Here is a 22,316-nt window from a genome sequence, read left to right as displayed (position 1 = left end):
GTCGCGTACGCCTCCCACGTGCCCTTGATCCCGGCGGCCTCGTCGAACTTGCCGGCTGCGACGATCTCGTCGATCAGCCGGCTCTGTCCGAGCTGGCCGACGATGATCGCGGTCTTCTGACCCGTGGCCTTGGTCAGCAGGGCCGGCTCGCGGTAGAGCTCTTGATCGAGCAGTTCGCCGCACGATCACAACGCGAGGGCGAGACGATCCGCCTGCCTACCGAGCTGGTGCTCCGCGAGTCGTCCGGCCCAGCGGGACGCCGCGCCTGAGTCGCCCTGTTCTAGGGTGCCTGCATGAAGATCCGCGTCGCCGCAGCGGAGGACGCCAGAATCCTGGCCCTGCTGAACCCTCACGTTCATGTGATCCACGCCGCTCACCGCCCGGACGTCTACCGCGCCGACCCACCCGAAGAGGAGCTGACCGACTACTTCGCGACGCTCCTGGTCAAAGACGTCACGCGTGCGTTCATCGCCGAGATTGATCGTCCAGTCGGGTATGCCGTGGCTGCCATCGTGCGTCGCGAGGAAAACCCGTTCCTCCAAGCCGAATCCTTCATCGTTCTCCATCAGCTGGCGGTGGATCCGAAAGCCGCCAGAGGCGGGGTTGCGAGTCAGCTGATCGAGGCCGTGCGGAATGCAGGCAGGCTGGAGGGCTGCCGGAGGCTGCTGACCGACGTGCTGGACTTCAACGAGGGCGCCAAGGCCTTCTATGCGGCGGCCGGATTCGCTGAGTTGAAACACGTGCTGGAGCAGCCGCTTTGATGCTCGCGTGGAGTTGTGGGGGCCAGGAACGCCTCGGCTGCTGCGTATTCTCCCAGAACGCCATACTGCGGATAATGAACCCTATCTGCGATAGAGGCGCAAGATCGCCGATCGCTGCTGCCTACCTCAAATCCGGTGCGATCCTTCCGAAGGTCGACCGAGACACTCGATGCCGACGGTAACAGGTGGAAACCCCTGCTGATGAGCTTTCCGCCCCGAGAGAAGGTCACAGACGAATTGGCTACGGGGATTTTAGTGCCGGGGCTCGGGCCGCCAGCCAGGTAGGCTGCTCCGGATAATCTGCTGGCAGGCTCAGATGCTACAGGTGAATTTTGAGCTGTACAGCCTGTGACGGCGAGAATCAAAAGCGCCGCTAAAAGGCATGCAGGCTGTTCTTCATGTTGATCTCCTTTGCGGTCTCAGCCGCCGCGAACCCCTTGCTGACTGGATTGACGACCAACTTCAGCACGTAGACTTTGGATGGTGCCGTACAGGTTGGCGTGTGACCAGAAGAGCGGCCTGAGCACGCGCCGGTCGACGTCGGTGGGCGGGGTCACGTTCGGGTTCGAGCGGGCACCGTGGCGTACGATCTGACGGTGCCATTGACGCCGTCAGCCCATGCCATCAGCCAGTACGCGACCACGACCGATAATCTCTCCGCGCGTATCGCGTTGCACGTCGGGAAGCGCACCGTGCTGATCACCGCGGCTCGCTGAACGCGCTGCCGTTGAGCAGCCCCATCGGCACGTCTGTCGATCTCCGGAGTTTCCTGCACGGCCAAGAGCGCTTGATTAGCTGATGCGCTCGAGGTCCGGGCGGCGGGCCGAATTGAGGGCATTGATCAGCTGGCCTTGACGGTAGACGATCGCGCTTTCGGGAAAGTGGCCCCGTTGCCGGCGAGTGCGGTCCAGCTGTCGGCGTCCGAAGTGCCCACTGCACGGATGTCCGACATTCTGTGCGCGCCCGGTGATTCGGTTCTAGCTAGTACTCCAGCAGCACTTTGGAATTTTCCCTGTTCAGGGCTATCTGGCCGTGGCCGCCGTGTTCGAGAGGAAGCGCCGGCTCCTACGACCTCTACGCACTGCCGGGCGCCCCGTCGCGCTCGCTTCGTCGGGCGAGGCGCTGGGCCTGCCCGTTGTGCACATCGCTCACCCACTCCCAGCCGGGCTTGGCCGATGGGCCGACCCGCGGGTCACTGGGAACCTGGCCCTCACGCAAGGCGAGCCCGTACGCCCGATCCAGCTCGATCCGTGCGTGTACCTGATCAGCTCCGCCGATGAACCCGTGGCCGGGGACGAGGACATCGACGTCACCCGCCACGCCCTCCAGCAGCCGCAGCGCGGCGAGGTAGTCCTCGATCGGGTCAGCGGTGCCGTTCAGGTCGAGCATCGGAATCAAGACATCGGAGAGCATGTCGCCGGCGACGAGAACCCCGCGTTCTTCGATCAACAGCGCCGCATGACCCGGTGCATGCGCTTGATGCTCGATGATCCGGACTTGAGGGCCATCCCAAGGGATCTGCGCGGTTTCGGCGGGCAGGCCGGTGATGAGGCCGAGCAGGTCCAGCGGTACCTGCCCGGCGATTTCCGTCTCGAGCAGGTGGTCGGCGATGCGGGCCTTCGCATCCGCGTCCGACAGCTGATCTCGGACGGTGGCCGCGCAGCGGGCCGTGCCGTAACGAGGGGCGGTGCCGAGCTGGGCGTGCCAGAGCAGGTGATCCCAATGAGGATGCGTCGAGAAGCCTGCCACAACGGTCTGGCCCAAATTGGACAGGTCGTTCGCGAGGCAGGCCATTTCGTGGCCCTGGACCCCGGGGTCGATGAGCAACACGCCAGCCCGGCCTTGCACGACAACGGCGTTGCTCTGGCAGAACTCGCTCTCGTGGATCAGCACACCCTCCGCGACCTGTCTCAGCACGGTGGCCCCTTCCGCTTGTGGTTTGCAACCGCTCGTCGAGACGGTAGTCCTGGCGGTGGTAGATTGCAAGCACTATGGACGAAGTGAATGAGCCGCGGTCGGAGTGCCCGATCAATGCAGCCATCGAGGCGTTCGGCGATCGCTGGAGCTTGATCGTCCTCCGCGACATCGTCTTCGGAGACCGCCGCTATTTCCGAGAGCTGCAGGCCAAGTCAATCGAGGGGATCGCCTCAAATATTCTCGCCGACCGACTCAAGCGACTCGTCAAGTCGGGACTGCTCACCCGCGAGGACACGCGACCCGGCCAGCGGGCACGCTACAGCCTGACCGAATCCGCGATCCAACTCGTACCCGTGTTCGCGCAGCTGGGCAGCTGGGGACTTCGCCACCGACCCACGAGCAGCGCGCTGAACGCTCGCGCCGTGCTGCTTGAACAAGGCGGCCCCGCGCTCTGGCAAGAGTTCATGGACGAGCTTCGCCGCGAGCACCTCGGCTCCGAACTCCCAGCGCGATCACCGAGTGTTCGCGAGCGCCTGAACGCGGCCTACCTCGCTGCCACGAACTCCCCGTAGCTGCCAGGCCGACGGCCACGTCCCAAGGCGCCAACGGACGTCGCCCGAGATGATGTCTCACATAGGAACGGCAGTCGTGTGCACGGCTGTCGCGGAACCTTGGTGGTGAGAGTGGCCGCTCGGCCCGTGCGCCTGGAAGCTGATGGAGGAGAAGGAGGCGAAGGAGGAACTCGGCAAGGGGAAGCTGTACGGCGCACTCGTCGTGCCCGGCAACTTCACTTCCTCCGTCACCGCACTGACCAGCGCCGCAGGCGCCGAGCGCCCGATCCGCCCGACGCTGAGGGTGCTGACCAACCAGTCCGCCGGCAGCCTCGGTTCCAGCCTGGCTCGGGCGGCTTCGACGGCGGCGGCCGAGAGCGCCTCGCTCCAGGTGGGCAGGGAACTGACCGCGCAGAATGGGGCCGAGCAGGCCAAGCTGCCCGCCGCGGCACGCATCCTGCTGGCCGATCCGGCTGCCGTCACGGTGGAGGATGGCCATCCGCTCGACTCGCACAGCGGCCTGGGCTTGACCGCGTTCTACTACGCGCTTGTCCTCGTGGTCTGCGCCATGCTCGCCGCCAATGTCATCAGCGGCCAGGTGGACCACGCCCTCGGCTACACCCACAACGACATGGGCCCGCTGCGCCTGCACCGCCCGCTGATCCGGGCGACCCGGGTGCAGACCCTGGCCATCAGCAGCACGCTCATGATCGGACTGTCTCTGCTGATGGGCACCCTGGTCATGGTGGGCGCGGTCGGCATCATGGGCATGGATGCCTCCCACCTGCCGCTGCTGTGGCTGTACTCGGTGTGCGCCATCGCGGTCTGCGGGATCGGTGCGCTCGCCCTCCTTGCCGTGTTCGGCACGCCCGGCCTGCTGGTGGTCACGTTGGTCTATATCGCGATGGCGGTGCCGACGGCCGGTGCCACCACCCCCATCGAGGCGCTGCCCAGCTTCTACCGCTTCCTCGCGGAGTTCGAGCCGCTGCGGCAGATCACCAGCGGTGTCCGCTCGATCCTCTACTACGACGCCCAGGTACGACCGCAAGGGGCTGCACCGCATCCCCGCCGAGACGAAGGCTGAGAAGAGCACCGTCCCGGCATAGCGGAACGCAACTCACCCCGAACGGGGCCATGGCGCCGAGCGGTCCCGATGCGTGTCGCCTTGCGGGAACGAAGGTGTGCACACCATCAGGGATCGGCCGCGGGTCTCTCCCCAAGGGCGTCGCCGAGCCTCTGCGCGGACCTCGGGTGTCCGCTCGGCTCTGCGCGGCGCCGGATATCGCGATGACACACGCTGGAAACCGATCGGTTTTCATTTCGCCGGAATGGAGTTAACCTCGCAGTATGACCACCGAAGTGAGGCTAAGTCCCCGCGAGCGGCTGCTGGAGGCGGCGGCCACGCTCACCTACCGAAACGGTGTCGGCATCGGCATCGAGGCGCTGTGCAAGGCGGCGGGGGTGTCGAAGCGCTCCATGTACCAGCTGTTCGAGAGTAAGGACGAACTGCTGGCAGCGAGCCTGGAGGAGCGCTCATCTGCCTTCGTGGCGAAGCTCCTGCCTGCGGCGAACGATGGCCGTTCTCCCCGCGAGCGGATCCTGCACGTCTTCGAGCAGGTGGAGTTGCAGGCGGGTGCGCCCGAGTTCCGAGGCTGCCAATACCTCGCTGTGCAGATCGAACTCAAGGATCAGAGCCATCCTGCGAGCCAGGTGGCGCACCGGGTCAAGGGGAACCTGATGGCCTTTTTCCGCGCCGAGGCCGAGCAAGGTGGGGCGAGCGACCCGGACCTGCTGGCCCGGCAGCTCAGCGTGGTCTTCGACGGCGCCAGCGCCCGTGCGGGGATCGGAGCCGACAACCTGACAGGGCTCATCGCACCCACCGTGGCCACCCTGCTCGATGCGGCAGGCATGCGCTGACGCATCGCTTTTCCGAGCAAATCGCCCAGGCCAGAGGCGCGACTATCCCTTTCTCCCGTACTTGGTCTGCCCCCCAGCGGAGGGTGACGCGGCTGGATCCGTTCCTGCTTGAGCTTGCACGCGGAAACCGATCGGTTTACAGTTAGGGAAACCGATCGGTTTTCTCATTGAGCTAGGGAGTCCAGGATGGCGACAAATCGGCCGGTGGCACTCGTGACGGGTGCGTCATCCGGCATCGGAAAGGCGGCCGCGCTCGCGCTGATAGAAGCGGGCTTCGACGTGGTCGGCACCAGCCGCGACACCTCACGCGTCACCCCGCTCGACGGTGTGACCTTCGTCGACCTCGACGTAGCGGGTGACGAGTCGGTCATCGCGGCGGTCCGGCAGGTGATCGAGCGGTTCGGGCGGATTGACCTGCTGGTCAACAACGCCGGCATGGGCGCAATCGGTGCCGTTGAGGAAAGCACCGTCGCGCAGGCCCAGGACCTCTTCAACGTCAACGTCTTCGGGGTGATGCGGATGACAAAGGCCGTCCTGCCCCACATGCGCGCTCAAGGACGCGGACGCATCATCAACCTCTCCTCCGTGGTCGGTTTCCTCCCCTCGCCATACATGGCCGCCTACGCCGCCTCCAAGCATGCGATCGAGGGGTACTCGGAGTCCCTGGACCACGAGGTCCGCGAGCACGGCGTCCGGGCGCTTCTGGTCGAACCCGCCTACACCAGCACCGGATTCGAGGCCAACAGCCCGCGGCCCGACGCGCCCCTGCAGGTCTACGCGGACCAGCGGCGCGCCTTCGACCGCATGATGCAGACAGCGATCAAGGACGGCGACGACCCCGCCATCGTCGCCAAGGTGATCGTCGAGGCAGCGACCGACCGGAAGCCGAAGCTGCGCTACACCGCCGGTTCCCTGGCCGGACGCGCCAGCGCCCTGCGCCGCATCGCTCCAGTCCGGGTCTTCGACAAGCAGATCCGCAGGCTCAACCAGCTGGCCGGCTGACGCCTGCCCACCATAAGGAGTCGGCGATATGCCCAGTCACCAGGCGCGTCCCACGATTCACATCCCGGGGACCACCAGCCACACCATCGCCCCGCGCGGAGGGCGCCACAACCGTGAGGGAACGTTGCGTTACCTCAAAGCGGGCACGGGTGCTCCCCTGGTCCTGCTGCACACCGTGCGAACGCAGGCCGAGCACTTCCGCGTCCTCATCCCCTTGATCTCCGACCAGTACACCGTGTACGCCCTCGATCTCCCGGGGATGGGCTACTCCGAGATCGTGCCCAGTGCGTCGTATGCAGAGCCGGCGATGCGTGCGGGCGTCGAACGGCTCCTCACCGAACTCGACCTCTCTGACGTGACGCTGGTCGGGGAGTCCATGGGGGCGGTGCTCGCCCTGACCACCGCGGCCGATCTGCCGGAGCGCGTACGGCGCGTCGTTGCGGTGAATGCGTACGACTTTCGCGACGGAATCGCCCGGTCCAGTCTCCTCGCTCGTCTGGTGGTCGGCGGTGTTCTCACTCCGGGGGTGGGCCTGGTGGTCGCCGGGGTGGAGCCCAAGCCCATCCTCCGCAAGATCCTGCAGGGCGGCCTGGTGGACAAGACCGCTTTGCGGGCGGACTACGTGGACGAGCTCCTGCAGGTGGGCAGCCGGCCCGGCTACCCGACCGTCGCCCGGGCCGTGTACCAGAGCCTGCCCAGCCTCATCGCGGCCCGCGCGCGCTACACCGCGGTCAAGGCCCCCGTCCACCTCCTCTACGGGGAGAAGGACTGGTCCCGGTGGTCGGACCGGGAGGCCAACAAGGAGCTGCTGCCTGCCGCCGATTTCACGCAGGTGCCGGGAGCGGGTCACTTCATCGCACTGGAACGGCCCGACATGCTGGCCGACCTGTTGAACGCTGTGGCGTGACCGCCCCGAGGCCGCCGTGGTCACCCCCGTTCGGGAAATTTCTGAAGCGCATCATGTACGGACGAGCGAACTTCGACCTCTTACGTGCCATGGCTCTCCACAACTGATCACCGAACGTGATCACTCCCCATAGATCGCGCCAGAGCCCAATTACGTGATCGCCGACACCGGTGGGAGGCCGGCGGGTTCATCCCGCGCATGCCCGACTCGCTCGAACAACTCGACCTGCTGCTGCTCACCGTCGCCAAACCCCGCCTCATCCACACCGACGGGATCCACTTCCTGTCCCTGCGCTACCTCGACCCCGTCCTGGCCTTCTACACCCGGGAACAGGCCACCATCCGCTACAACCCCCGCGACATCACCGAGATCCGCGTCTACCTCCGCCTCCCCGACGGCGCCGAGGAATTCCTGTGCCGGGCGATCTGCCCCGAACTCTCGGCCACCACCATCAGCCTCAAAGAGATCACCGCCGCCCGCAACGCCCGCCGCAAACAGCTACACGGCCACCTGACCAGCCGCGACGCCATCGTCGACCGGCTGCTGGCCGCCCACGGAGAACCCCTGCTAGCCTCCCTGGCCAGCACCGATCTGGCCAACTGGGCAACCCTCACCCAGCCCGACGGCGACCGAGCCTCCACCACCCACGACAGACCCAGCCCGCCCGCCGCACCGCTCACCGGCACCACTACTACCCGCGGTGACGCTCCGCGACTCAAACCCGCGTTCCGCAGCTAACGGCCGACATGAGGCACATCGGAACGCTAAACTGCGGGTCAGAAGGTTCCGGCCTAGCGGAAATCGCGAAAAGCCCTAGTGACACGACTTCCTCGAATACCGCACCATAGCCTGCGGTGATGCTGCTACGTTCTGGTGACATGCCTGATCAGGCACGGGCCATGAGAACGAGACGCAAGAGACGGACGACAGCTCTCACGGGCGCACGGTCGTTCAGCCGCTGATCATCTATGCGGGCCGGCATTGACAGCCGTCGCGCGGCGCGTAGTCGAAGATCGGGAACGTCGCCCCGGTCAGGCCGCTTGACCAGGCATGATGCCTAGCCCTAGTGACACGCCGTATCAGCGTGATCGGTTGCATTTCCCCAGTTCAAGCCGTGGATTCATGTGCTTTTCCTCACGGACATCTGCGGAACCCGGGTCAAACGGCGATTCGTACGCACTGGGCTGGCCACCCGCACCGCCTGCCCAGTGATCGCACCCCGCGTGGAGTACCAACTCACCCCGGCAGGCGCACGACTTGAGGTCGTCTTGGACACCATGGCCGCCTGGGCCGAACAAGACCTTCCCCCCACCGGCTCGTTCCGCGTCACAGACCGGTAACCAGGACCCGGTTCTCATGCTCTCCATCCTCAAGGACGGGGCCGTCCCGCACATCCAGCACCTACCCGCCGCACAAGCCTCCCGGCGATGATCGTGAACATTCAACTCACAACTTGCCTGTCCTGAAATCCGCACTGCTCTTGAGGACCGCAGAGTCTATGCTCCAGTTCTCTGGCTGGACCCTCTCCCAGAGACTTCCCTTACCGATTTCCCTTCCCAACTGGTCTTCTCGCCTGAACCACTGCTCAGCACTTCTGATCCTGTTGGGGTGAATTTCGTCGAGCAGAGCGTAATCCCTGGTGATGATTCCATGTTTCCATACATTCCAGAATCCCGTGAAATTGTCGCGGAAGCTCATGGTGCTTTTGTCATTGGGATCGGCATTGTATCCTGCAGGGTGATCGGCAACCCCCTTCAGGTCCGGGCCGTTCCAATATGTGTCCAGATCAGTGTCGATGTACTGTGCCGGATGCTTGGTGACCCTCTCGAACGCCGCAGCCATATCGGCATAGGTCATGTGCTCGATAGCGACTTCGAGGTCCATGCCGTTGGCCCGCTCCGGATGGTCGAAGAGCCAGCGGACATAGAATCCGCAATCTTCGAGAGCCACGTGAGGAACAGCCCCCTCGCCGAGTGGGACTCGCCACGTGACGACACCGTCCTCGATGGTGGGTGTCATGGGCGTCAGCGGCGAGATCACCATCTCGATGTAGGGACCTGACGTGAAGACCGCTGCTCCCATCCTGTCCCTGTTCCTTTCGTTTTGGAACAATACCCATTCGGCCATGCGGCCTTTGCCGTCATAGTGGCCGGTGCGGAACCTGGAGTCGTAGCCCGATTTCTTGAGGGCGTAGTCGAGGTTTCCGTAGACGAAGAACTTGATTCCTTCTTCGATCGCTATCTCATAACTGCGGATGGCCCAGTAGGTCTCCGTTTTCTCACCGGTGTTGAACCCGTCGATGTTGATGAATGCCCCGTCACAGCCGCGAAATCCTTCGCGCAGCACGCCCTCGTCGGCGAATGACCCTTCGAGGGTGGAGACGTTGCCGAGCGCGAGGAGGGCCTGGGCTCGGGGGGAAGTGGAATCCCGGGTGAGGACCTGGACGGAGTACTTCTTGTCGGCGACAAGAGCGCGGACGATGGGTATCCCTTGAGCCCCTGTGCCGCCGATGACGAAGATGGTGGAGGTGGCTTGAGAAGACATGGGTTTTTGACTCCAGAGGTTGAGTACGCACGCGATCAGCACGCGATGGGCGCGGCGCGTTCGGGATTGATCTCTGCATCAGTTTGGCGATCAACGACTTTGGAAACCGATCGGTTTCTCAAAGAGTACACCGATCGGTTTCGAAGCGGCAAGCGCCCGGGCATCCGGATCTTCACAGGTGAACGGTGCGGAGGCGCCTGCGGACTCGGCGCGTGGTCACGCAGCGGCGCTGGCGGTCGGCGTTGCGGGATCCGAAGGCGGACGCGACCGACTTGATAGCGGTCGGCGCGGGTACGAATGACCGGCGGTCGCGGCGGTGTGCTCACTTGTCCACTTGGTGAGCGCTTCCTCGCTCGGCTGACCTCCTTGGCCCAGTTTGGAACTCGCATGGCGATGTTTTGGCTCAGCTGCGTTTGCATGAGGAAACCGATCGGTTTATGGTGGTGGAAACCGATCGGTTTCTCATGTGTGGAGGCAGTCATGACAGCAATCAAGGGCGCCACCGTCTTCGTCACCGGAGGCGGCCGGGGCATCGGCAAGGAGCTGGTCGAGGAGCTCTACGCGCGCGGTGCCGGCAAGGTCTACGCCACGGCACGTGACCCGCGCACGGTGACCCACCCCCGTGCCGTTGCGCTGGCGCTGGAGGTCACCGACCCGGCGTCTGTCGCGGCGGCCGCCGAGCAGGCCCAGGACGTCACCATCCTGATCAACAACGCCGGCGCCTCGGTCCGCGCCTCGTATCTCGACTCCCCGGTACAGGACGTGCGCCGGGACCTGGAGACCAACTTCTACGGGCCGCTGCTGGTGGCCCGGGCCTTCGTGCCGATCATCGAGCGCAACGGCGGGGGTCACATCCTCAACGTCCACTCCGCCCTGTCCTGGCTGGCCGACGGCACGCCCTACAGCGCCTCCAAGGCCGCCCTGTGGTCGCAGACCAACTCTCTGCGCCTGGAGTTGCAGCCGCGCAGCATCGCGGTGACCGGTCTGCACGTGGCCTACGTGGACACCGCTATGGCGGCGGGCGTCGACGCGCCCAAGGCCGACCCCCGCGACGTCGCTGTGGCCGCGCTCGATGGCATCGAGGCGGGAGCGCATGAGGTGCTGGCCGACGACATCACCCGCTGGGTCAAGTCGCAGCTGTCCGCCGACTTGGAAGCCATGTACGCGCAGCTGAAGAAGTAGCACACGCTCACCGATTCAAAGATTTAAGGAAGTGCTTGTGGAAGGTTCGCTCACCCACCGCTTCGTCGACGTGAACGGAGTCAGGCTGCACATCGCCGAGCAGGGGCAGGGGCCGCTGGTCCTGCTGCTGCACGGCTGGCCGGAGAGCTGGTACTCCTGGCGTCACCAGTTCGGGGCGCTGGCGGCGTCCGGATACCGGGTCGTCGCCCCCGACCAGCGCGGCTATGCCCGCAGTGAGCAGCCGCCGGACGTCTCCTCCTACACCCTGCTCCACCTCGTCGGCGACGTGCTCGCCCTGATCGAGGAACTCGGCGAGGAGCAGGCGGTCGTCGTGGGCCACGACTGGGGCGCACCCGTCGCCTGGACCGCGGCGATGCTGCGCCCCGACAAGGTCCGCGCGGTGGCCGGGCTCAGTATTCCGCCGATCCTGCCCGGCGGGATGGTCCCGCCCTCGATCACCCGCACCCAGTACGGCGAGGGCTTCTACCAGATCTACTTCCAGCAGCCGGGAGTCGCTGACGCGGAGTTCGCCAAGGACATCCCGAACTCCTTCCGCCGTCTCCTGGTCGGCGCCTCAGGCGACAACCCGCTCGGCAGGGAGCCCCGTCCGCTGGTCATACCCGAGGGTCTGGGCCTGCTGGACACCATGCCGGAGTCGCCCGCTCTCCCGGCCTGGCTGACGGAAGAGGACATCCAGGCGTACGCCGAGGACTTCGCCCTTCACGGGGAGCAGGCGTTCACCGGAGCCTTCAACTGGTACCGGAACATCGAACGCAACAACGAACTGCTCGCGCCTTTCCGGGGGTGCGAGATCGACGTCCCTGCGCTGTACGTGGTGGGAGACCGTGACATGGTTACCTCGTTGCGCGGCCCGGACGGGGGCAGTTCGCTGAGCGAGATTTTCCGCGGCCAGGGCGGGCCGGGCAACCCGCTGAGCGCCGTCGCCCAACTGCACGGCCCGGTGGTGCTGCCGGGATGTGGCCACTGGACGCAGCAGGAGCGTCCCGCGGAGGTCAACGCCGCGCTCCTGGACTTCCTCGCCCGTATCGACAGCTCATCACCCCGATGACACTGCGCAGAATCCGCCTGGCCGGCGCCGTCCGACTGGCATAAGCCCACGGCCCGCGTGGAAGCGGCCACCGAGCTCAACGGCTTCGCCTTCAGCGACCGCCTCCGGTGGGAATGGTCACCTCCACGAGTTCGACCAAGACCCTGGCCTGCCACCGCGCCGAGCGATGGCATAGACGCTCCAGGCACCCGAAGCAGCCCAGACGGTCGCCGACCACATCTGCGTACATCTGACTCACCTCACCCAGAGAGAGGACACGTTCATGCAAGAGCGCAACCCCATCCTGATCACCGGAGCCGCCGGCGAAATTGGCGGTGTGAGCCGAATGATGGTCGACATGCTTCTCGAACAAGGGCACCCCGTGCGCGCGTTCGTACGGCAGGACGACGAACGCGCGCACTCGCTCCGCCAGGCCGGGGCGGAGGTCTTCGTCGGTGACCTGCTCACCATCGCCGACGTGGCCGCCGCGCTGAAGGGCGTCCGGCGCATCTACTTCAGCATGAGCCTGTCGCCGTACTACACCGATGCCGTCAGCCTGATGGCCGCGGCGGCGCGAGCCCAAGGCGACATCGAGGTGTTCGTCAACATCTCCGAGTACGAGCAGTCGTTCATGACCTTCGACAAGATGACCGCGCCGGAGGAAGAGCGGCGTGCGCGGCTCGGCGGACTCGTCGCCAACTGGTCGCCGCAGCAACGGGCCCACTGGGTCGCCGAGCAGGTGCTGGAGTGGTCCGGCGTCCCGACCGTCAACGTGCAGGCGGCCTTCTTCGTCGAGAACCCCATCATGACCTGGCTGGCCCTTGGTTCACTGGCCGACGGTGAACTGCGCCTGCCCTTCGGCGACCACCGGCTCGCACCCATCGCGGGTTACGACGTCGCGGAACTGTGCGCGAAGATCCTGGCCGACCCGGCGCCGCACATCTCCAAGTCCTACGCGCTCACCGGCCCGGAGCTGAAGGACATGCACGGGATCGCTGAGGACTTCGCGGCCGTGCTGGGACGCCCGGTCACCTACATTCCCGAAGATGTCGAAACCTGGAACAAGACCTACGTGGACACCAATATGTCCGCGTACCCGCACATCGCGGAGCACCTGAAGACCTTGACCCGGATCATCGGCCGCGGAGGATACGGCGGCATCACCGACGAGCTGGAAACCCTGCTTGGGCGCCCGCCGAAGACCGTGCGGTGGGCGCTGGAGAACCACCCGCGCATCCGGAAGATGGCGGCTAACTGAGCCCCTGAGCGCCCAGAACAGATCGAAATACCTGCGGATCGGGTTGCTTACCCGGCACGATCTTGGGGTTCGGCGAGGGGCGCAGCCGACCACGGTGTGCGTGCTGCAGTCCCTGCTCCATCTGTCCGATCGGTAGCAACCCCAGTGCGGGCCCTGAACTACGACGAATCGGGGGCCCGAACAGCTTGCGGTTCGTACTCAGCGCAGAGGGCAGGGGAGGGGCAAGCGCGACAGGCGTGGGCGCGACCTGCAGGCGATCCACTGCGGCAGATCGTCGCGATCAGCCAGGCAACGCGCGCCGCGACCCGGGCCCCGCCGCCCGCTCCCTCACTCCCCTTCCGAGGACGTCACCGCACCACGACCACGCCCCATTTCGTCAGTGCCTCGGCTGCTCAGCGAACGAAGACGTTTCGGGGATTGTTGAACAATGCTACGATCTCCTTAAACTTTGCCATGCGCGCGGTCGGTGAAAGGATGCCCTTGACCAGCGACGACAACCGTCAAACCCGCTCTGCCGAAGAGGCGGTGCGTGCCTGCGCGATCCGAGCCACGCAAAGCTGCGCGACCCTCCACAACGCGACGGACGCGGCCATCGACACCGCGCTGCAGGGCATGGCGGAACGGTTGCGGGCGGCGCGGGACACTCTCACGTCCGCCAACGGAGAAGACCTCGCCGCAGCCGTATCCGCCGGGATGTCGCCCGCCCTTCAAGACCGGTTGCGGTTGACCGGCCCACGGCTGGAGAGCATGGCCGCAGAGCTGCGCATGCTGGCGGACGTGGCGTACCAGCCTCGCGACCAAGTCCTCGAAGAGCGCCCGGACGGTCTCACCTTGCTGGAACGCCGCCGGCCGGTCGGCGTCATCGGCGCGAACTTCGAGGCACGTCCGAACGTCACCCTCGACATCGCCTCCCAGTTCCTCAAGTCACGCAACGCAGGCGTGCTCCGCACCGGTTCGGCCGCGCTCCGCTCGTCCCGGGCCATCGTGGACCAGGTGATCGCACCGGCCCTCGGCGAAGCCGGCCTCGATCCGGACGCCATCCAACTGGTGCCCAGCGAAGACCGCTCGGCGGCGTATGCGCTGGTTTCCCTGCCCGAGCTCATTCCGCTGGTCATCCTGCGCGGCAGCGGCGACAGCACCCGCGACCTCGGCCGCGAGGCCGCCCGGCACGGCGTGCGTACCCTCGCCCACGCCGACGGCGGCGGGGTCCTATACGTGGATTCGGCCGCCGACGACAAGACCGTGCACCAGCTGATCAGCGACAGCCTGGACCGGCTGGGCGTGTGCAACCGGCTCAATCTGCTGCTCATCGACCAATCCGTCTACGACGAACGGCTACCTGGCATTCTGCAGGTCCTGGACCACCTCGGCATCACCGCCTCCCTGCCTCCGCACACTCACCCCCGCGGGTACGAGTGGTCGCTCGACTCGAAGCGGGCGGCCACCGTGACGGTCGACGCCGCCGACGGCCCCCTGCACGCGGCTCGGATCGCCAATGAAGAGACGTCAGGACTGGCCGCCGCCATCGCGACCGAGGATCCGGCCGCCGCCGCGCAGTTCCTTGACGCCTACACCGGCTCCGGCGTCTTCTGGAACTCCACCACCCGGCTCCTCGACGGCTTCAAGCTGCTGCGGCTGCCAGAGACCGGAATCAACATCGACCGGGTGCCCGGCCCGCGCGGCCCGGTGAGCTTCCGCGACCTGAACCTGCGCCAGTACATGATCGTGCCCAGCGGACAGCTTACGTTCTGACCGGACGGTCGTCGCCTGGCGACAGTCCGCCTTACGTCCACATGGAGCCGCGTCGGCGGAGTGGGCTCCGGCGCCGTCTCGAAGGGCTGCCTGTCAGGGAAGGCGGTCGCAGAGGTCCTGAAGGCGCCAGCGCAGCGCCGGATCGGTGACCTCCTGGGCGATCAGCCGCAGCTCGGCATGGTCATGGGCAATCTGGCCGCGGCCTCGCACGGCGCCTGCGTCGTGCTGCCCCCCGGATTCGACCCCGAGGCGACCCTGAGGGCAGTGCAGGAGGAGCGCTGCACGTCGTTGTACGGCGTCCCGACCATGTTCATCGCCGAGCTGACGATGGCCGCAGAATACGACCTGTCCTCGCTGCGCACCGGCATCATGGCTGGCGATGACCCCGGCGCGAAGTCCCGGGCAGCGCAGCTGATCGACCGGCTCGGGTTCGACACCGTCGACGCCGGAGCCCTGGCCGACAGCTGGCGTTTTGAGCCCGAGTCCGGCGCCTACACCCAGATCTACCTCGCCAACCCCGACGTACCGGTTGAGCACATCCTTCAGGCCTCCGCCGCGCCGCTGCCGGCCGCCAGGCTGCGCGCCGCGTTGCAGGCGAGCCGGCGGGTGAAGGTCGCCGAGCGCGCCTTCTAAAGTCCGCACCGAGACCCCCATCGCAGAACCGGCGGGGGCCTCGCCTGCCTGGCGCGAGTCGGCGAAGTCGCCGGGTCATGCGGGCAACGAAACCCGTCGCCGAGATAGCGCACGCCGTCGATCTCAGAGCCGCGACCCTCGACGATTTCCTCGCCCGCTTCCCGCAGGACAGGCACGTACACAGGCGCGGACTTCGGGCACGCGTACAAGGCGACCGTCACCAGCCGGACGACGGTGATCATGGCTGGCGTGAGACTGACACAATTCAGCACGTAATCGGTCACGTCCGATCATCTGACCTGGCCGCTGCTGATATCCGAGGGCGCCTCCACCACGCTGCGCGAGGTGAGGGCGCGCCCTCGGATGCCTGGAGGCACCCTTTTCATGCCGGTCAGTTTCCTCACCACCGAGCAGCGCAGCCGATACGGCGTCTTCAACACCGTCCCCGACGTCGCCCAGCTGGGCGCCTTCTTCCACCTGGATGCCGATGACCGGCGCCGGGCGATGGCCGCCAACGGCGCGCGCAACCAGCTCGGCTGGTCCGTGCAACTGGGCACCGCACGGTTCTTGAACTGCTTCCTGGACGATCCCGAGGACGTTCCCGCTGCGGTGGTCGACTACGTCGCCGAACAGCTCGGCCTGCAGGCCGCTGACCTGAAGGGGTACGGCAGCAAGGAGGCCCGCTGGGATCATCAGGAGCAGATCCGCGGCGGCTACGGCTTCACCGCCTTTGCGGGCGAGCAGTGGTTCGCGCTGGCCTGCTGGCTCTACAAACGCGCCTGGACCACGGGCGAGCGCCCGATCGTGCTGTTCGACCTGGCCACCCACCGCCTGGTGGGGGCCAAGATCCTGCTGCCCGGCGTCACCACCCTGGAGCGGATGATCGCCGCTCTGCGCGAGCGCGTCGCCGCCCGCCAGTACGCGCTGCTGGCCGCCGCCCCCAGCCCGGACCAGGCCGCCGTGCTGAAGAACCTGGTCAAGATCGAACAGGGCCGGCGCGTCTCCCGGCTGGACCGGCTACGCAAAAGCCCCACCGACGTCAGCAGCACCGGCCTGGTCAAAGCCCTGGACCGGCATGTGGAACTGCGCGACCTGGGCGCAGCCGGCTGGGACCTGAGCGCGGTGCCGCCCGGCAAGATCGCCGCACTGGCCCGCTTCGCCCACGCCGCCCGCGCCCAGGCCGTCGCCGAACTGGCCGGCGACCGCAAACTCGCCACCCTGGTGGCGTTCGCCGCGACCATGACCCCTCAGTCGGCTGACGACGCGGTCGAGGTGTTCGACCTGGCGGTCGGCGACCTGCTGCGCACCTCGGCGTTCAAAGCGAACAAGGAGCGGATGCGCACCCTCAAAGACCTCGATGTCGCGGCGATCGTGCTGCGCGAGGTGTGGCTGAAGATCCGCTCCGTCGCCGAAATCCCCGACGGCGACATCCGCGCCGCCCTCGATGAGATGGATCTGGCCGCCATTGGTGCCGCCGCCGACGTCATCGGCGACATCGCCCGCGAACCCGATGAAGATTTCCAAGAAGAGTTGCTGGATCGCTACGCCACCGTCCGACGCTTCCTGCCCAAGCTGCTCAAGCACCTCGACTTCGACGCCGGTGCGGCCGAGACGCCGGGGCAAGGGGTGCGGCGCGGCCATGACGTGCTGGCGGCGCTGGACTTCCTCAAAGCGATCGAGCGCCGCCGCACCGACATCGACCCCCGCGAGGTTTCCGCGGGCTTGCTGACCTCGGCCTGGCACCGGCGCGTCTTCCCCAAGCGCGGCGAGCACGCAGGCACCTTCAACCGGCACGCCTACACCGTGGCGGCCGTCGAGCGGCTACGCGAATCGCTGCGCCGCCACGAGGTGTTCATGCCAGGCCTACGCAAGTGGGGCGACCCCGCCACCCTCACCGCCGCCAACGCCGCCCTGGTCGAGTTCCACTCCGGCCTGGAACTGGCCCAAGCCTGGGGTGGCGGCGAACTCGCCTCCGCCGACGGGCTCCGGTTCGTGGTCCCGGTCAAAACCATCAACGCCGGACCCAACACCAAATACTTCGGAAAGGGAAAGGGAGCCAAGGGCGTCACCTACTACAATTTCACCTCCGATCAATTCACCGGCTTTCACGGCATCGTCATTCCCGGCACACCCAAAGACTGGTACTACATCCTGGAAGGGCTCCTGGATCAGGAAACGTCGCTCAAGCCCACCGAGATCACCTCCGACACCGCGGGCGCCTCCGAAATCGCGTTCGGCATCTTCCGGTTGCTGGGCTGGCAATTCTCCCCGCGCCTGGCCGATGTCGGCAGCGCCACGCTGTTCCGCGCTGACGCGGCCGCCTACTACGGGTCCATCGACACCCTGGTCCGCAGCCGGGTCAACACCCAGCTCAATCGTCAAGAATCCCGCCACACCCTGGCCCGCAAAATATTCCACGGCCAAAAGGGCGAACTCCGGCAGAAATACAAAGAAGGCCAGGAAGATCAACTCGGCGCGCTGGGATTCATGACCAACGTCTGCATTCTATGGAACACGGTCATACGGCCCGCGCCCTGGAAGAAATGCGAGCCGAGGGTAAGAAAATCTCCGCCGCTGACATCGCCTGACTCTCACCCCTGGGCTTTGAGCATTTCAACATGCTCGGCCGCTACAGTTTCTCCCTGCCCGAGCTGGTCCGCGACGGACAGCTGAGGCCGCTGCGCACGCCCCGGTCCGCCGAGTAACCCCCTCCGGTTCAGCGCACCGGATGCTCCCCGGCTGAAAGCCCCTCGGCGAGCATCCGGCGCACCTGCTCATGCGAGATCCCGGCGCTCGCGCCGATCTTGCGCAGGCCCCACCCCTCACCCCGCGCGCCCGCCATCGCCTCGATCAGCGCCGCGCCGGTCACCTCCTCCAGCATCACGCGCAGCTCCGACAGCCGCCGAAGCCGCAGCGCGGGCGCGAGGTCAACGATCTCCCGGCAAAAGCGATCAACATCAGCACGCAGGAACGCCACATCCTCAGAATCCGCCATCGGGCAAGCCTGCCCTGGTCAGACCCATGGCGTCAAAACATGTGACACTAAACCCGGTTCACCGATCCACTCCTACTGGCAGGCCTACTTCGACTCGGAGATGCAGGCCCGATGAGAGTAGCGGGCATGGGGCAGGCGCTGTTCCTTCGACGGCACTGCAGCCCTATGCGCATCGGGACTACGAGCGAGGCCACGGTCATCCCTCCTTCGGGCACCGTCGCCGACGACGACAGGGAAGGCCAACCCCGGACTCCCACCGAAGCGTCCAGCTAAGTTACTCGCGGGTACCGCCAACGGCTGTCCACAGGTTCCTCAATCCCGGGGTAGCCGAACCCGAGGCCGTCCTCGCTCCGCAGCCGTTGGCAGTCGGTGATCGAATCGCCGGTGAACACCACGGTGCTGCCCGGTCGGAGGGTGATCGTCATGTGTGCTCCTCGCAATCGGTTCGGGGGCGCTGCGGCGGGGGGTGTCAGGCGTCCTGGGGGACGGTGTCGTCGATGGGGGTGGCCGCCTGGTCGACGGCGGCGTACCGGCTGCGGGCGATCCCCCAGCCGACGAGGGCCGTCGCGATGATGGTGAGGGTGAGGCCCGCGATGGTGACGGCCCGGTGGAACTCGCCGGTCTGCTGCGGGCTCCAGGGGGAGGTGGCGATGTCGCCGGTGAACAGGGTGGCCAGGATGGTGCCGGTGACGACGATGCCGACACCGGAGGTGACCTCGGTGGCGGTGTCGACGAGCGCGGTGCCGATGGTGGTCCGGTTCTCGGGCAGGCCGCGGACCACGTTGAACCCGGCGACGACGCCGACCACGCGCATCCCGGCCGCCACGAGGACGAGCGCGATCGCGACCCACAGGTAGCCGAACCGGCCGAGCAGGCCGTAGACGGCGAGGCCGGACACGACCGCCGCGGCGCTGATCCACGCGGCCCGGTCCAGGCCGACACGCTGCACGAACGGGTCGACGAACGCGCTGCCCGCGATGAGGACGACGACCTGCGGCAGCATCCCGATGGCGGCCAGTGCGGGCGTCCAGCCCCAGTCGAGCTGCAGTTGCAGCGTCACCATGTAACCGAGTCCAGCGGTCGCCAGCCCGGTGGCGGCTTTGTAGGCCAGGCCGCTGGAGACCAAGGGGAGGGCGAGGAGCTTCAGGTCGAGCAGCGGGTGGCGGGCCAGGCGCTCGCGCAGGACGAAACAGATCGCCGTCACGGCGGCCGCGGCGGTGGCCGCCCAGGGCGCCCAGGAGCCGGCGCCCTCGTCCACGAACAGCGTCGGGGCGAGGAGCGCGAGCACGATCGTCGCCGTGCCCAGCAGCATCCCGGGGACGTCGAGGGGGTCGCGGTGAAGGCCGGACGGATCGTCGACGGTGATGCCGGACCGCACGCCGAGGAACGCGAGCACGGCGATCGGCACGTTCACCAGCAGCAGGACCTGCCAGGGCGCGATCGCCAGCACCAGGCCGCCCGCCGTCGGGCCGATCGCGAGCCCGACCAGGCCGACGGTCGAGATGAGGGTCAGCGCGCGCACGCGCGGGCCGTTCTCGTCGAACAGCCGGAACGCCAGCGCCATCGATCCCGGGGTCGTCATCGCCGCGGCGACCCCCATCGTCGCCCGGACGGCGATCAGCTGCTCGGCGGTGGTGACCACGGCGGTCGCCAGGCTCGCCACGCCGAGCAGGACCAGCCCGATCAGCATGATCCGCCGCCGGCCGAACCGATCGGCGATCGCGCCGAACGCCAGCATCAACCCGCCGAACACGACCGCATAGGCGCCCGTCACCCACTGCAAGGCGGTCGTGGAGGCGTGGAGCTCGCGTCCGATCACGGGCAGCGCGACGTTCAGGATCGAGTTGTCCAGCATCTCGAAGAGGAACACCGCCGACAGCCCCGCCAACGCGACCCACGCCTCCCGTAGCGATCGGGGAGTACGACCTGGCCGGCCCGCGGCCATCTCATTCATGCAGGTCTGCCTTCACGTCGTGATCCCGGCGGGGACCCTGATCGGCACGGGCGTCGGCGCGGCCCGGCACGGGGCGATCCGGCCGCCCGCGCGGACCGGTCACCTCCGCCTGCGCACGGGACGCGGTCGCGGTGGCGCGCGGCCCACTGGGGCCCGCTCCGGCGACAATGATGGTTGTCTGTTCGAAGGGCATGCCACTAGGTTATGCGACTAAGTTAAGTGACACAAGGAAGTGGAGCCGGGATGCCCAGGACCGGAGCGCGAGGCGGACCGCGGACGCGCGCGAAGATCTCAGAGGTCGCGACCCGGCTGTTCCTCGAACGCGGCTTCGACACGGTCACGGTCACCGAGGTCGCGCGGGAGGCCGGGGTCTCGGCCGTGACGGTCTTCAAGCACTTCCCGCGCAAGGAGGACCTCCTCCTGGACCGCGAGGTCGACGCCGTCGGGCTCCTGCGCTCAGCGGTACAGGACCGCGCCCCGGATGCCGGAGTGCTCCAGTCCTTGCGCGATATGGCGCTCCGTCTCCTCGAGGAGCGGCACGCCCTGTCCGGCCTCAAGGATGGATCCGTCCCCTTCTTCCGGACCGTCGCCGCCTCGCCCGCGCTGGTCGCCCGCGCCAGGGAGATCGCCTCCGACCTCCAGCAGACCCTCGCCGGCGAGCTCGAACACGACCCCGCCTTCGACGGCGACGCCCCGCTGCTCGCCGCCTTCTTCATCGCCGGCTACACCGCCGTACTGGTGGAGACCGCCCGGCTCCTGATCGCCGGAGAACCGGCCGACACCATCGCAGACGACCACCGCGCGCGCCTGGAGCGCCTGTTCGACGCCCTCAACAGCGGATTCGCGCCCCGGCCGTGAGGATCGCCGCAGCACTGCGCGCAGCGGCGGGCAATGCCGCCGCGCAAGACGGCCCGGCTTCGTGTGAGGGGCCGGCGCGGTTCTTGGTACACGAAGGGTCCGCCACCCCGAGCTGCTCGGCCACGTAGTCGATTGCTACATGCGGGACATCGCCAGGATCGTGCCGAGTATCCGTGCCGTCCCGCACTGCAGACCCAAGCCGCGCAGTCTGCGATCGGATGTGCCGTCCCCTGGCAGCGTCAGGAGACGACCGCGTGAAGGACATCGGCGAGCTCGCCGGGCGCGGACAGCATCGGCCAATGTCCGGTGGACAGGTCGAATCGGCGCCACGGTGGCTGGTTCAGGAAAGCCAGCATCGGCACCCCGGCATCCAGCAGCGCCCGGAAGTCGTTGCAAGCGATCAGGACGCGGTCCACGCCGGGCTCCGGCTCGGCCAGGCCGGTGAGCCGCTGCTCGTACGTGCCGAACGGCTGGGGCATGGCCTTCGCGCGCATGAGGTCGAGCTGGTCCTCGCTGAGCCCCTCCAGGCTGCCGAACGAGCCGAGGACCTCGATGGGCGGCATCGGTAGTCGCCATCCCTCCCCGTGATCGGCAACCTGCTTGCTCAGCTGCTCCGCCGCCTGCGGCGGCATGAGGTCCAGCATGCCCATGCCCTCGGCGAATGGGGCGCTGTCGAGGTAGACCAGACGCTCCAGCCGCGATCCCAGGCGCCCGGCGGCACCGGTGACGGGTGCCCCGGCGTAGCTGTGCGCCACGAGGGTGACATCGTGCAGACCGTGCTGGTCGACGGCCGTGACGATGTCGTCGATGTGGGTGTCCAGGTTCGTTTCCGGAGTCGCCTGGCCGACGCCTTCGCCGAGGCCCGTCAGCGTCACCGGCAGCACCGTGTGGCCGCGTTCCCGCAGTGCGCGGGTGATGTCTTCCCAGGCCCAGGCGCCCAGCCAAGCGCCGGGAACGAGCACGAAAGTAGCCACGCTTCTCCCTTTCGAAGTGGTGAAGCGAGCATAGGGTTGATACAGGACAGTTTCCGCCCTGTT

The 22,316-nt window shown here is 67.0% G+C and carries 21 protein-coding genes and 3 pseudogenes; 17 read left to right on the top strand and 7 right to left on the bottom strand.

What is annotated here, in order from left to right; translation table 11 throughout:
• Nucleotides 1-293 precede the first annotated feature (293 nt).
• Nucleotides 294-761, top strand: coding sequence for a GNAT family N-acetyltransferase (locus tag AB0B91_RS32115; RefSeq protein ID WP_358327451.1), 468 nt, complete (start codon nt 294-296; stop codon nt 759-761).
• A 578-nt stretch (nt 762-1,339) separates the two neighbouring features.
• Nucleotides 1,340-1,477: a hypothetical protein gene (locus AB0B91_RS32110; protein ID WP_358327449.1), complete on the top strand. Its 138-nt coding sequence runs from the start codon at nt 1,340-1,342 to the stop codon at nt 1,475-1,477.
• A gap of 358 nt (nt 1,478-1,835) precedes the next feature.
• Here AB0B91_RS32110 and AB0B91_RS32105 read toward each other — a convergent pair whose 3' ends face one another.
• Nucleotides 1,836-2,678, bottom strand: coding sequence for an MBL fold metallo-hydrolase (locus AB0B91_RS32105; protein WP_358327447.1), 843 nt, complete (start codon nt 2,676-2,678; stop codon nt 1,836-1,838).
• 83 nt (nt 2,679-2,761) lie between these two features.
• On the opposite strand from AB0B91_RS32105, the gene AB0B91_RS32100 reads away from it, so the two are divergent.
• The 7 genes from AB0B91_RS32100 (at nt 2,762) to AB0B91_RS32070 (ending at nt 8,395) form a co-directional block, all read left to right on the top strand.
• Complete coding sequence (locus AB0B91_RS32100) at nt 2,762-3,250, top strand: helix-turn-helix domain-containing protein (protein WP_358327445.1); 489 nt, start codon at nt 2,762-2,764, stop codon at nt 3,248-3,250.
• Nucleotides 3,251-3,392: 142 nt separating this feature from the next.
• Nucleotides 3,393-4,313 (top strand): DUF3533 domain-containing protein, encoded by a 921-nt coding sequence (locus AB0B91_RS32095; RefSeq protein ID WP_358327443.1) that lies wholly within the window; start codon nt 3,393-3,395, stop codon nt 4,311-4,313.
• 263 nt (nt 4,314-4,576) lie between these two features.
• Complete coding sequence (locus AB0B91_RS32090) at nt 4,577-5,146, top strand: TetR/AcrR family transcriptional regulator (protein WP_358327441.1); 570 nt, start codon at nt 4,577-4,579, stop codon at nt 5,144-5,146.
• A 186-nt stretch (nt 5,147-5,332) separates the two neighbouring features.
• Nucleotides 5,333-6,148: an oxidoreductase gene (locus tag AB0B91_RS32085; RefSeq protein WP_358327439.1), complete on the top strand. Its 816-nt coding sequence runs from the start codon at nt 5,333-5,335 to the stop codon at nt 6,146-6,148.
• A 28-nt stretch (nt 6,149-6,176) separates the two neighbouring features.
• Complete coding sequence (locus AB0B91_RS32080; RefSeq protein ID WP_358327437.1) at nt 6,177-7,055, top strand: alpha/beta fold hydrolase; 879 nt, start codon at nt 6,177-6,179, stop codon at nt 7,053-7,055.
• A gap of 198 nt (nt 7,056-7,253) precedes the next feature.
• The gene (locus AB0B91_RS32075; RefSeq protein WP_358327435.1) at nt 7,254-7,793 is read left to right on the top strand and encodes a Mu transposase C-terminal domain-containing protein; all 540 of its coding nucleotides are present in this window, start codon (nt 7,254-7,256) and stop codon (nt 7,791-7,793) included.
• A gap of 386 nt (nt 7,794-8,179) precedes the next feature.
• Entirely contained in the window at nt 8,180-8,395 is a 216-nt protein-coding gene (locus AB0B91_RS32070; RefSeq protein WP_358327433.1) for a winged helix-turn-helix transcriptional regulator, read from the top strand.
• A gap of 106 nt (nt 8,396-8,501) precedes the next feature.
• Here AB0B91_RS32070 and AB0B91_RS32065 read toward each other — a convergent pair whose 3' ends face one another.
• Complete coding sequence (locus tag AB0B91_RS32065; protein ID WP_358327431.1) at nt 8,502-9,599, bottom strand: NmrA family NAD(P)-binding protein; 1,098 nt, start codon at nt 9,597-9,599, stop codon at nt 8,502-8,504.
• Between the two features lie 480 nt (nt 9,600-10,079).
• On the opposite strand from AB0B91_RS32065, the gene AB0B91_RS32060 reads away from it, so the two are divergent.
• The 7 genes and pseudogenes from AB0B91_RS32060 to AB0B91_RS32030 form a co-directional block, all read left to right on the top strand.
• On the top strand, nt 10,080-10,781 hold the full coding sequence (locus AB0B91_RS32060; RefSeq protein ID WP_358327429.1) for an SDR family oxidoreductase: 702 nt from the start codon (nt 10,080-10,082) through the stop codon (nt 10,779-10,781).
• Nucleotides 10,782-10,818: 37 nt separating this feature from the next.
• On the top strand, nt 10,819-11,850 hold the full coding sequence (locus tag AB0B91_RS32055) for an alpha/beta hydrolase (protein WP_358327427.1): 1,032 nt from the start codon (nt 10,819-10,821) through the stop codon (nt 11,848-11,850).
• 262 nt (nt 11,851-12,112) lie between these two features.
• Nucleotides 12,113-13,087, top strand: a complete 975-nt coding sequence (locus AB0B91_RS32050; RefSeq protein ID WP_358327425.1) for an NmrA family NAD(P)-binding protein — start codon at nt 12,113-12,115, stop codon at nt 13,085-13,087.
• A gap of 480 nt (nt 13,088-13,567) precedes the next feature.
• The gene (locus tag AB0B91_RS32045; protein ID WP_358327423.1) at nt 13,568-14,839 is read left to right on the top strand and encodes an aldehyde dehydrogenase family protein; all 1,272 of its coding nucleotides are present in this window, start codon (nt 13,568-13,570) and stop codon (nt 14,837-14,839) included.
• 174 nt (nt 14,840-15,013) lie between these two features.
• Nucleotides 15,014-15,268: pseudogene (locus AB0B91_RS32040) on the top strand (AMP-binding protein); the annotation flags it as partial.
• A gap of 567 nt (nt 15,269-15,835) precedes the next feature.
• A pseudogene (locus AB0B91_RS32035) lies at nt 15,836-16,351 on the top strand (DUF4158 domain-containing protein); the annotation flags it as partial.
• A 918-nt stretch (nt 16,352-17,269) separates the two neighbouring features.
• A pseudogene (locus AB0B91_RS32030) lies at nt 17,270-18,177 on the top strand (Tn3 family transposase); the annotation flags it as partial.
• 11 nt (nt 18,178-18,188) lie between these two features.
• Here AB0B91_RS32030 and AB0B91_RS32025 read toward each other — a convergent pair.
• The 4 genes from AB0B91_RS32025 to AB0B91_RS32010 all read right to left on the bottom strand — a co-directional run bounded on the left by AB0B91_RS32025 (nt 18,189) and on the right by AB0B91_RS32010 (nt 20,614).
• Nucleotides 18,189-18,467: a hypothetical protein gene (locus AB0B91_RS32025; protein WP_358327421.1), complete on the bottom strand. Its 279-nt coding sequence runs from the start codon at nt 18,465-18,467 to the stop codon at nt 18,189-18,191.
• Nucleotides 18,468-18,736: 269 nt separating this feature from the next.
• Entirely contained in the window at nt 18,737-18,892 is a 156-nt protein-coding gene (locus AB0B91_RS32020) for a hypothetical protein (RefSeq protein WP_358327419.1), read from the bottom strand.
• A gap of 44 nt (nt 18,893-18,936) precedes the next feature.
• A complete protein-coding gene (locus AB0B91_RS32015) occupies nt 18,937-20,421 on the bottom strand; it encodes an MFS transporter (protein ID WP_358327417.1) in 1,485 nt (494 codons plus the stop codon).
• The gene (locus AB0B91_RS32010; protein ID WP_358327416.1) at nt 20,414-20,614 is read right to left on the bottom strand and encodes a hypothetical protein; all 201 of its coding nucleotides are present in this window, start codon (nt 20,612-20,614) and stop codon (nt 20,414-20,416) included. Before AB0B91_RS32010 ends, AB0B91_RS32015 begins: the two co-directional genes overlap by 8 nt.
• A gap of 50 nt (nt 20,615-20,664) precedes the next feature.
• Here AB0B91_RS32010 and AB0B91_RS32005 point away from each other — a divergent pair, with 50 nt between their 5' ends.
• Nucleotides 20,665-21,279 carry a TetR/AcrR family transcriptional regulator gene (locus AB0B91_RS32005; protein WP_358327414.1) on the top strand — a complete coding sequence of 205 codons (615 nt, stop codon included), beginning with the start codon at nt 20,665-20,667 and terminating at the stop codon, nt 21,277-21,279.
• A 239-nt stretch (nt 21,280-21,518) separates the two neighbouring features.
• Here AB0B91_RS32005 and AB0B91_RS32000 read toward each other — a convergent pair whose 3' ends face one another.
• The gene (locus tag AB0B91_RS32000; protein ID WP_358327412.1) at nt 21,519-22,253 is read right to left on the bottom strand and encodes an alpha/beta hydrolase; all 735 of its coding nucleotides are present in this window, start codon (nt 22,251-22,253) and stop codon (nt 21,519-21,521) included.
• Nucleotides 22,254-22,316: the final 63 nt, after the last annotated feature.

It is taken from the genome of Nonomuraea sp. NPDC049141 (assembly GCF_040648415.1).
In the GTDB taxonomy this organism is placed as follows: Bacteria; Actinomycetota; Actinomycetes; order Streptosporangiales; family Streptosporangiaceae; genus Nonomuraea.
Note: the sequence above shows the minus strand (reverse complement) of the source record. Positions and strands in the feature narration are given on the sequence as shown.

Bases quoted from the DNA above. Each gene is read 5' to 3' on its own strand.
- AB0B91_RS32065 (WP_358327431.1), bottom strand. From the start codon at position 9,599: ATGTCTTCTCAAGCCACCTCCACCATCTTCGTCATCGGCGGCACAGGG.
- AB0B91_RS32115 (WP_358327451.1), top strand. From the start codon at position 294: ATGAAGATCCGCGTCGCCGCAGCGGAGGACGCCAGAATCCTGGCCCTG.
- AB0B91_RS32050 (WP_358327425.1), top strand. From the start codon at position 12,113: ATGCAAGAGCGCAACCCCATCCTGATCACCGGAGCCGCCGGCGAAATT.
- AB0B91_RS32075 (WP_358327435.1), top strand. From the start codon at position 7,254: ATGCCCGACTCGCTCGAACAACTCGACCTGCTGCTGCTCACCGTCGCC.
- AB0B91_RS32085 (WP_358327439.1), top strand. From the start codon at position 5,333: ATGGCGACAAATCGGCCGGTGGCACTCGTGACGGGTGCGTCATCCGGC.
- AB0B91_RS32090 (WP_358327441.1), top strand. From the start codon at position 4,577: ATGACCACCGAAGTGAGGCTAAGTCCCCGCGAGCGGCTGCTGGAGGCG.
- AB0B91_RS32015 (WP_358327417.1), bottom strand. From the start codon at position 20,421: ATGAATGAGATGGCCGCGGGCCGGCCAGGTCGTACTCCCCGATCGCTA.
- AB0B91_RS32020 (WP_358327419.1), bottom strand. From the start codon at position 18,892: ATGACGATCACCCTCCGACCGGGCAGCACCGTGGTGTTCACCGGCGAT.
- AB0B91_RS32095 (WP_358327443.1), top strand. From the start codon at position 3,393: ATGGAGGAGAAGGAGGCGAAGGAGGAACTCGGCAAGGGGAAGCTGTAC.
- AB0B91_RS32080 (WP_358327437.1), top strand. From the start codon at position 6,177: ATGCCCAGTCACCAGGCGCGTCCCACGATTCACATCCCGGGGACCACC.
- AB0B91_RS32060 (WP_358327429.1), top strand. From the start codon at position 10,080: ATGACAGCAATCAAGGGCGCCACCGTCTTCGTCACCGGAGGCGGCCGG.
- AB0B91_RS32025 (WP_358327421.1), bottom strand. From the start codon at position 18,467: ATGGCGGATTCTGAGGATGTGGCGTTCCTGCGTGCTGATGTTGATCGC.
- AB0B91_RS32005 (WP_358327414.1), top strand. From the start codon at position 20,665: ATGCCCAGGACCGGAGCGCGAGGCGGACCGCGGACGCGCGCGAAGATC.
- AB0B91_RS32010 (WP_358327416.1), bottom strand. From the start codon at position 20,614: ATGCCCTTCGAACAGACAACCATCATTGTCGCCGGAGCGGGCCCCAGT.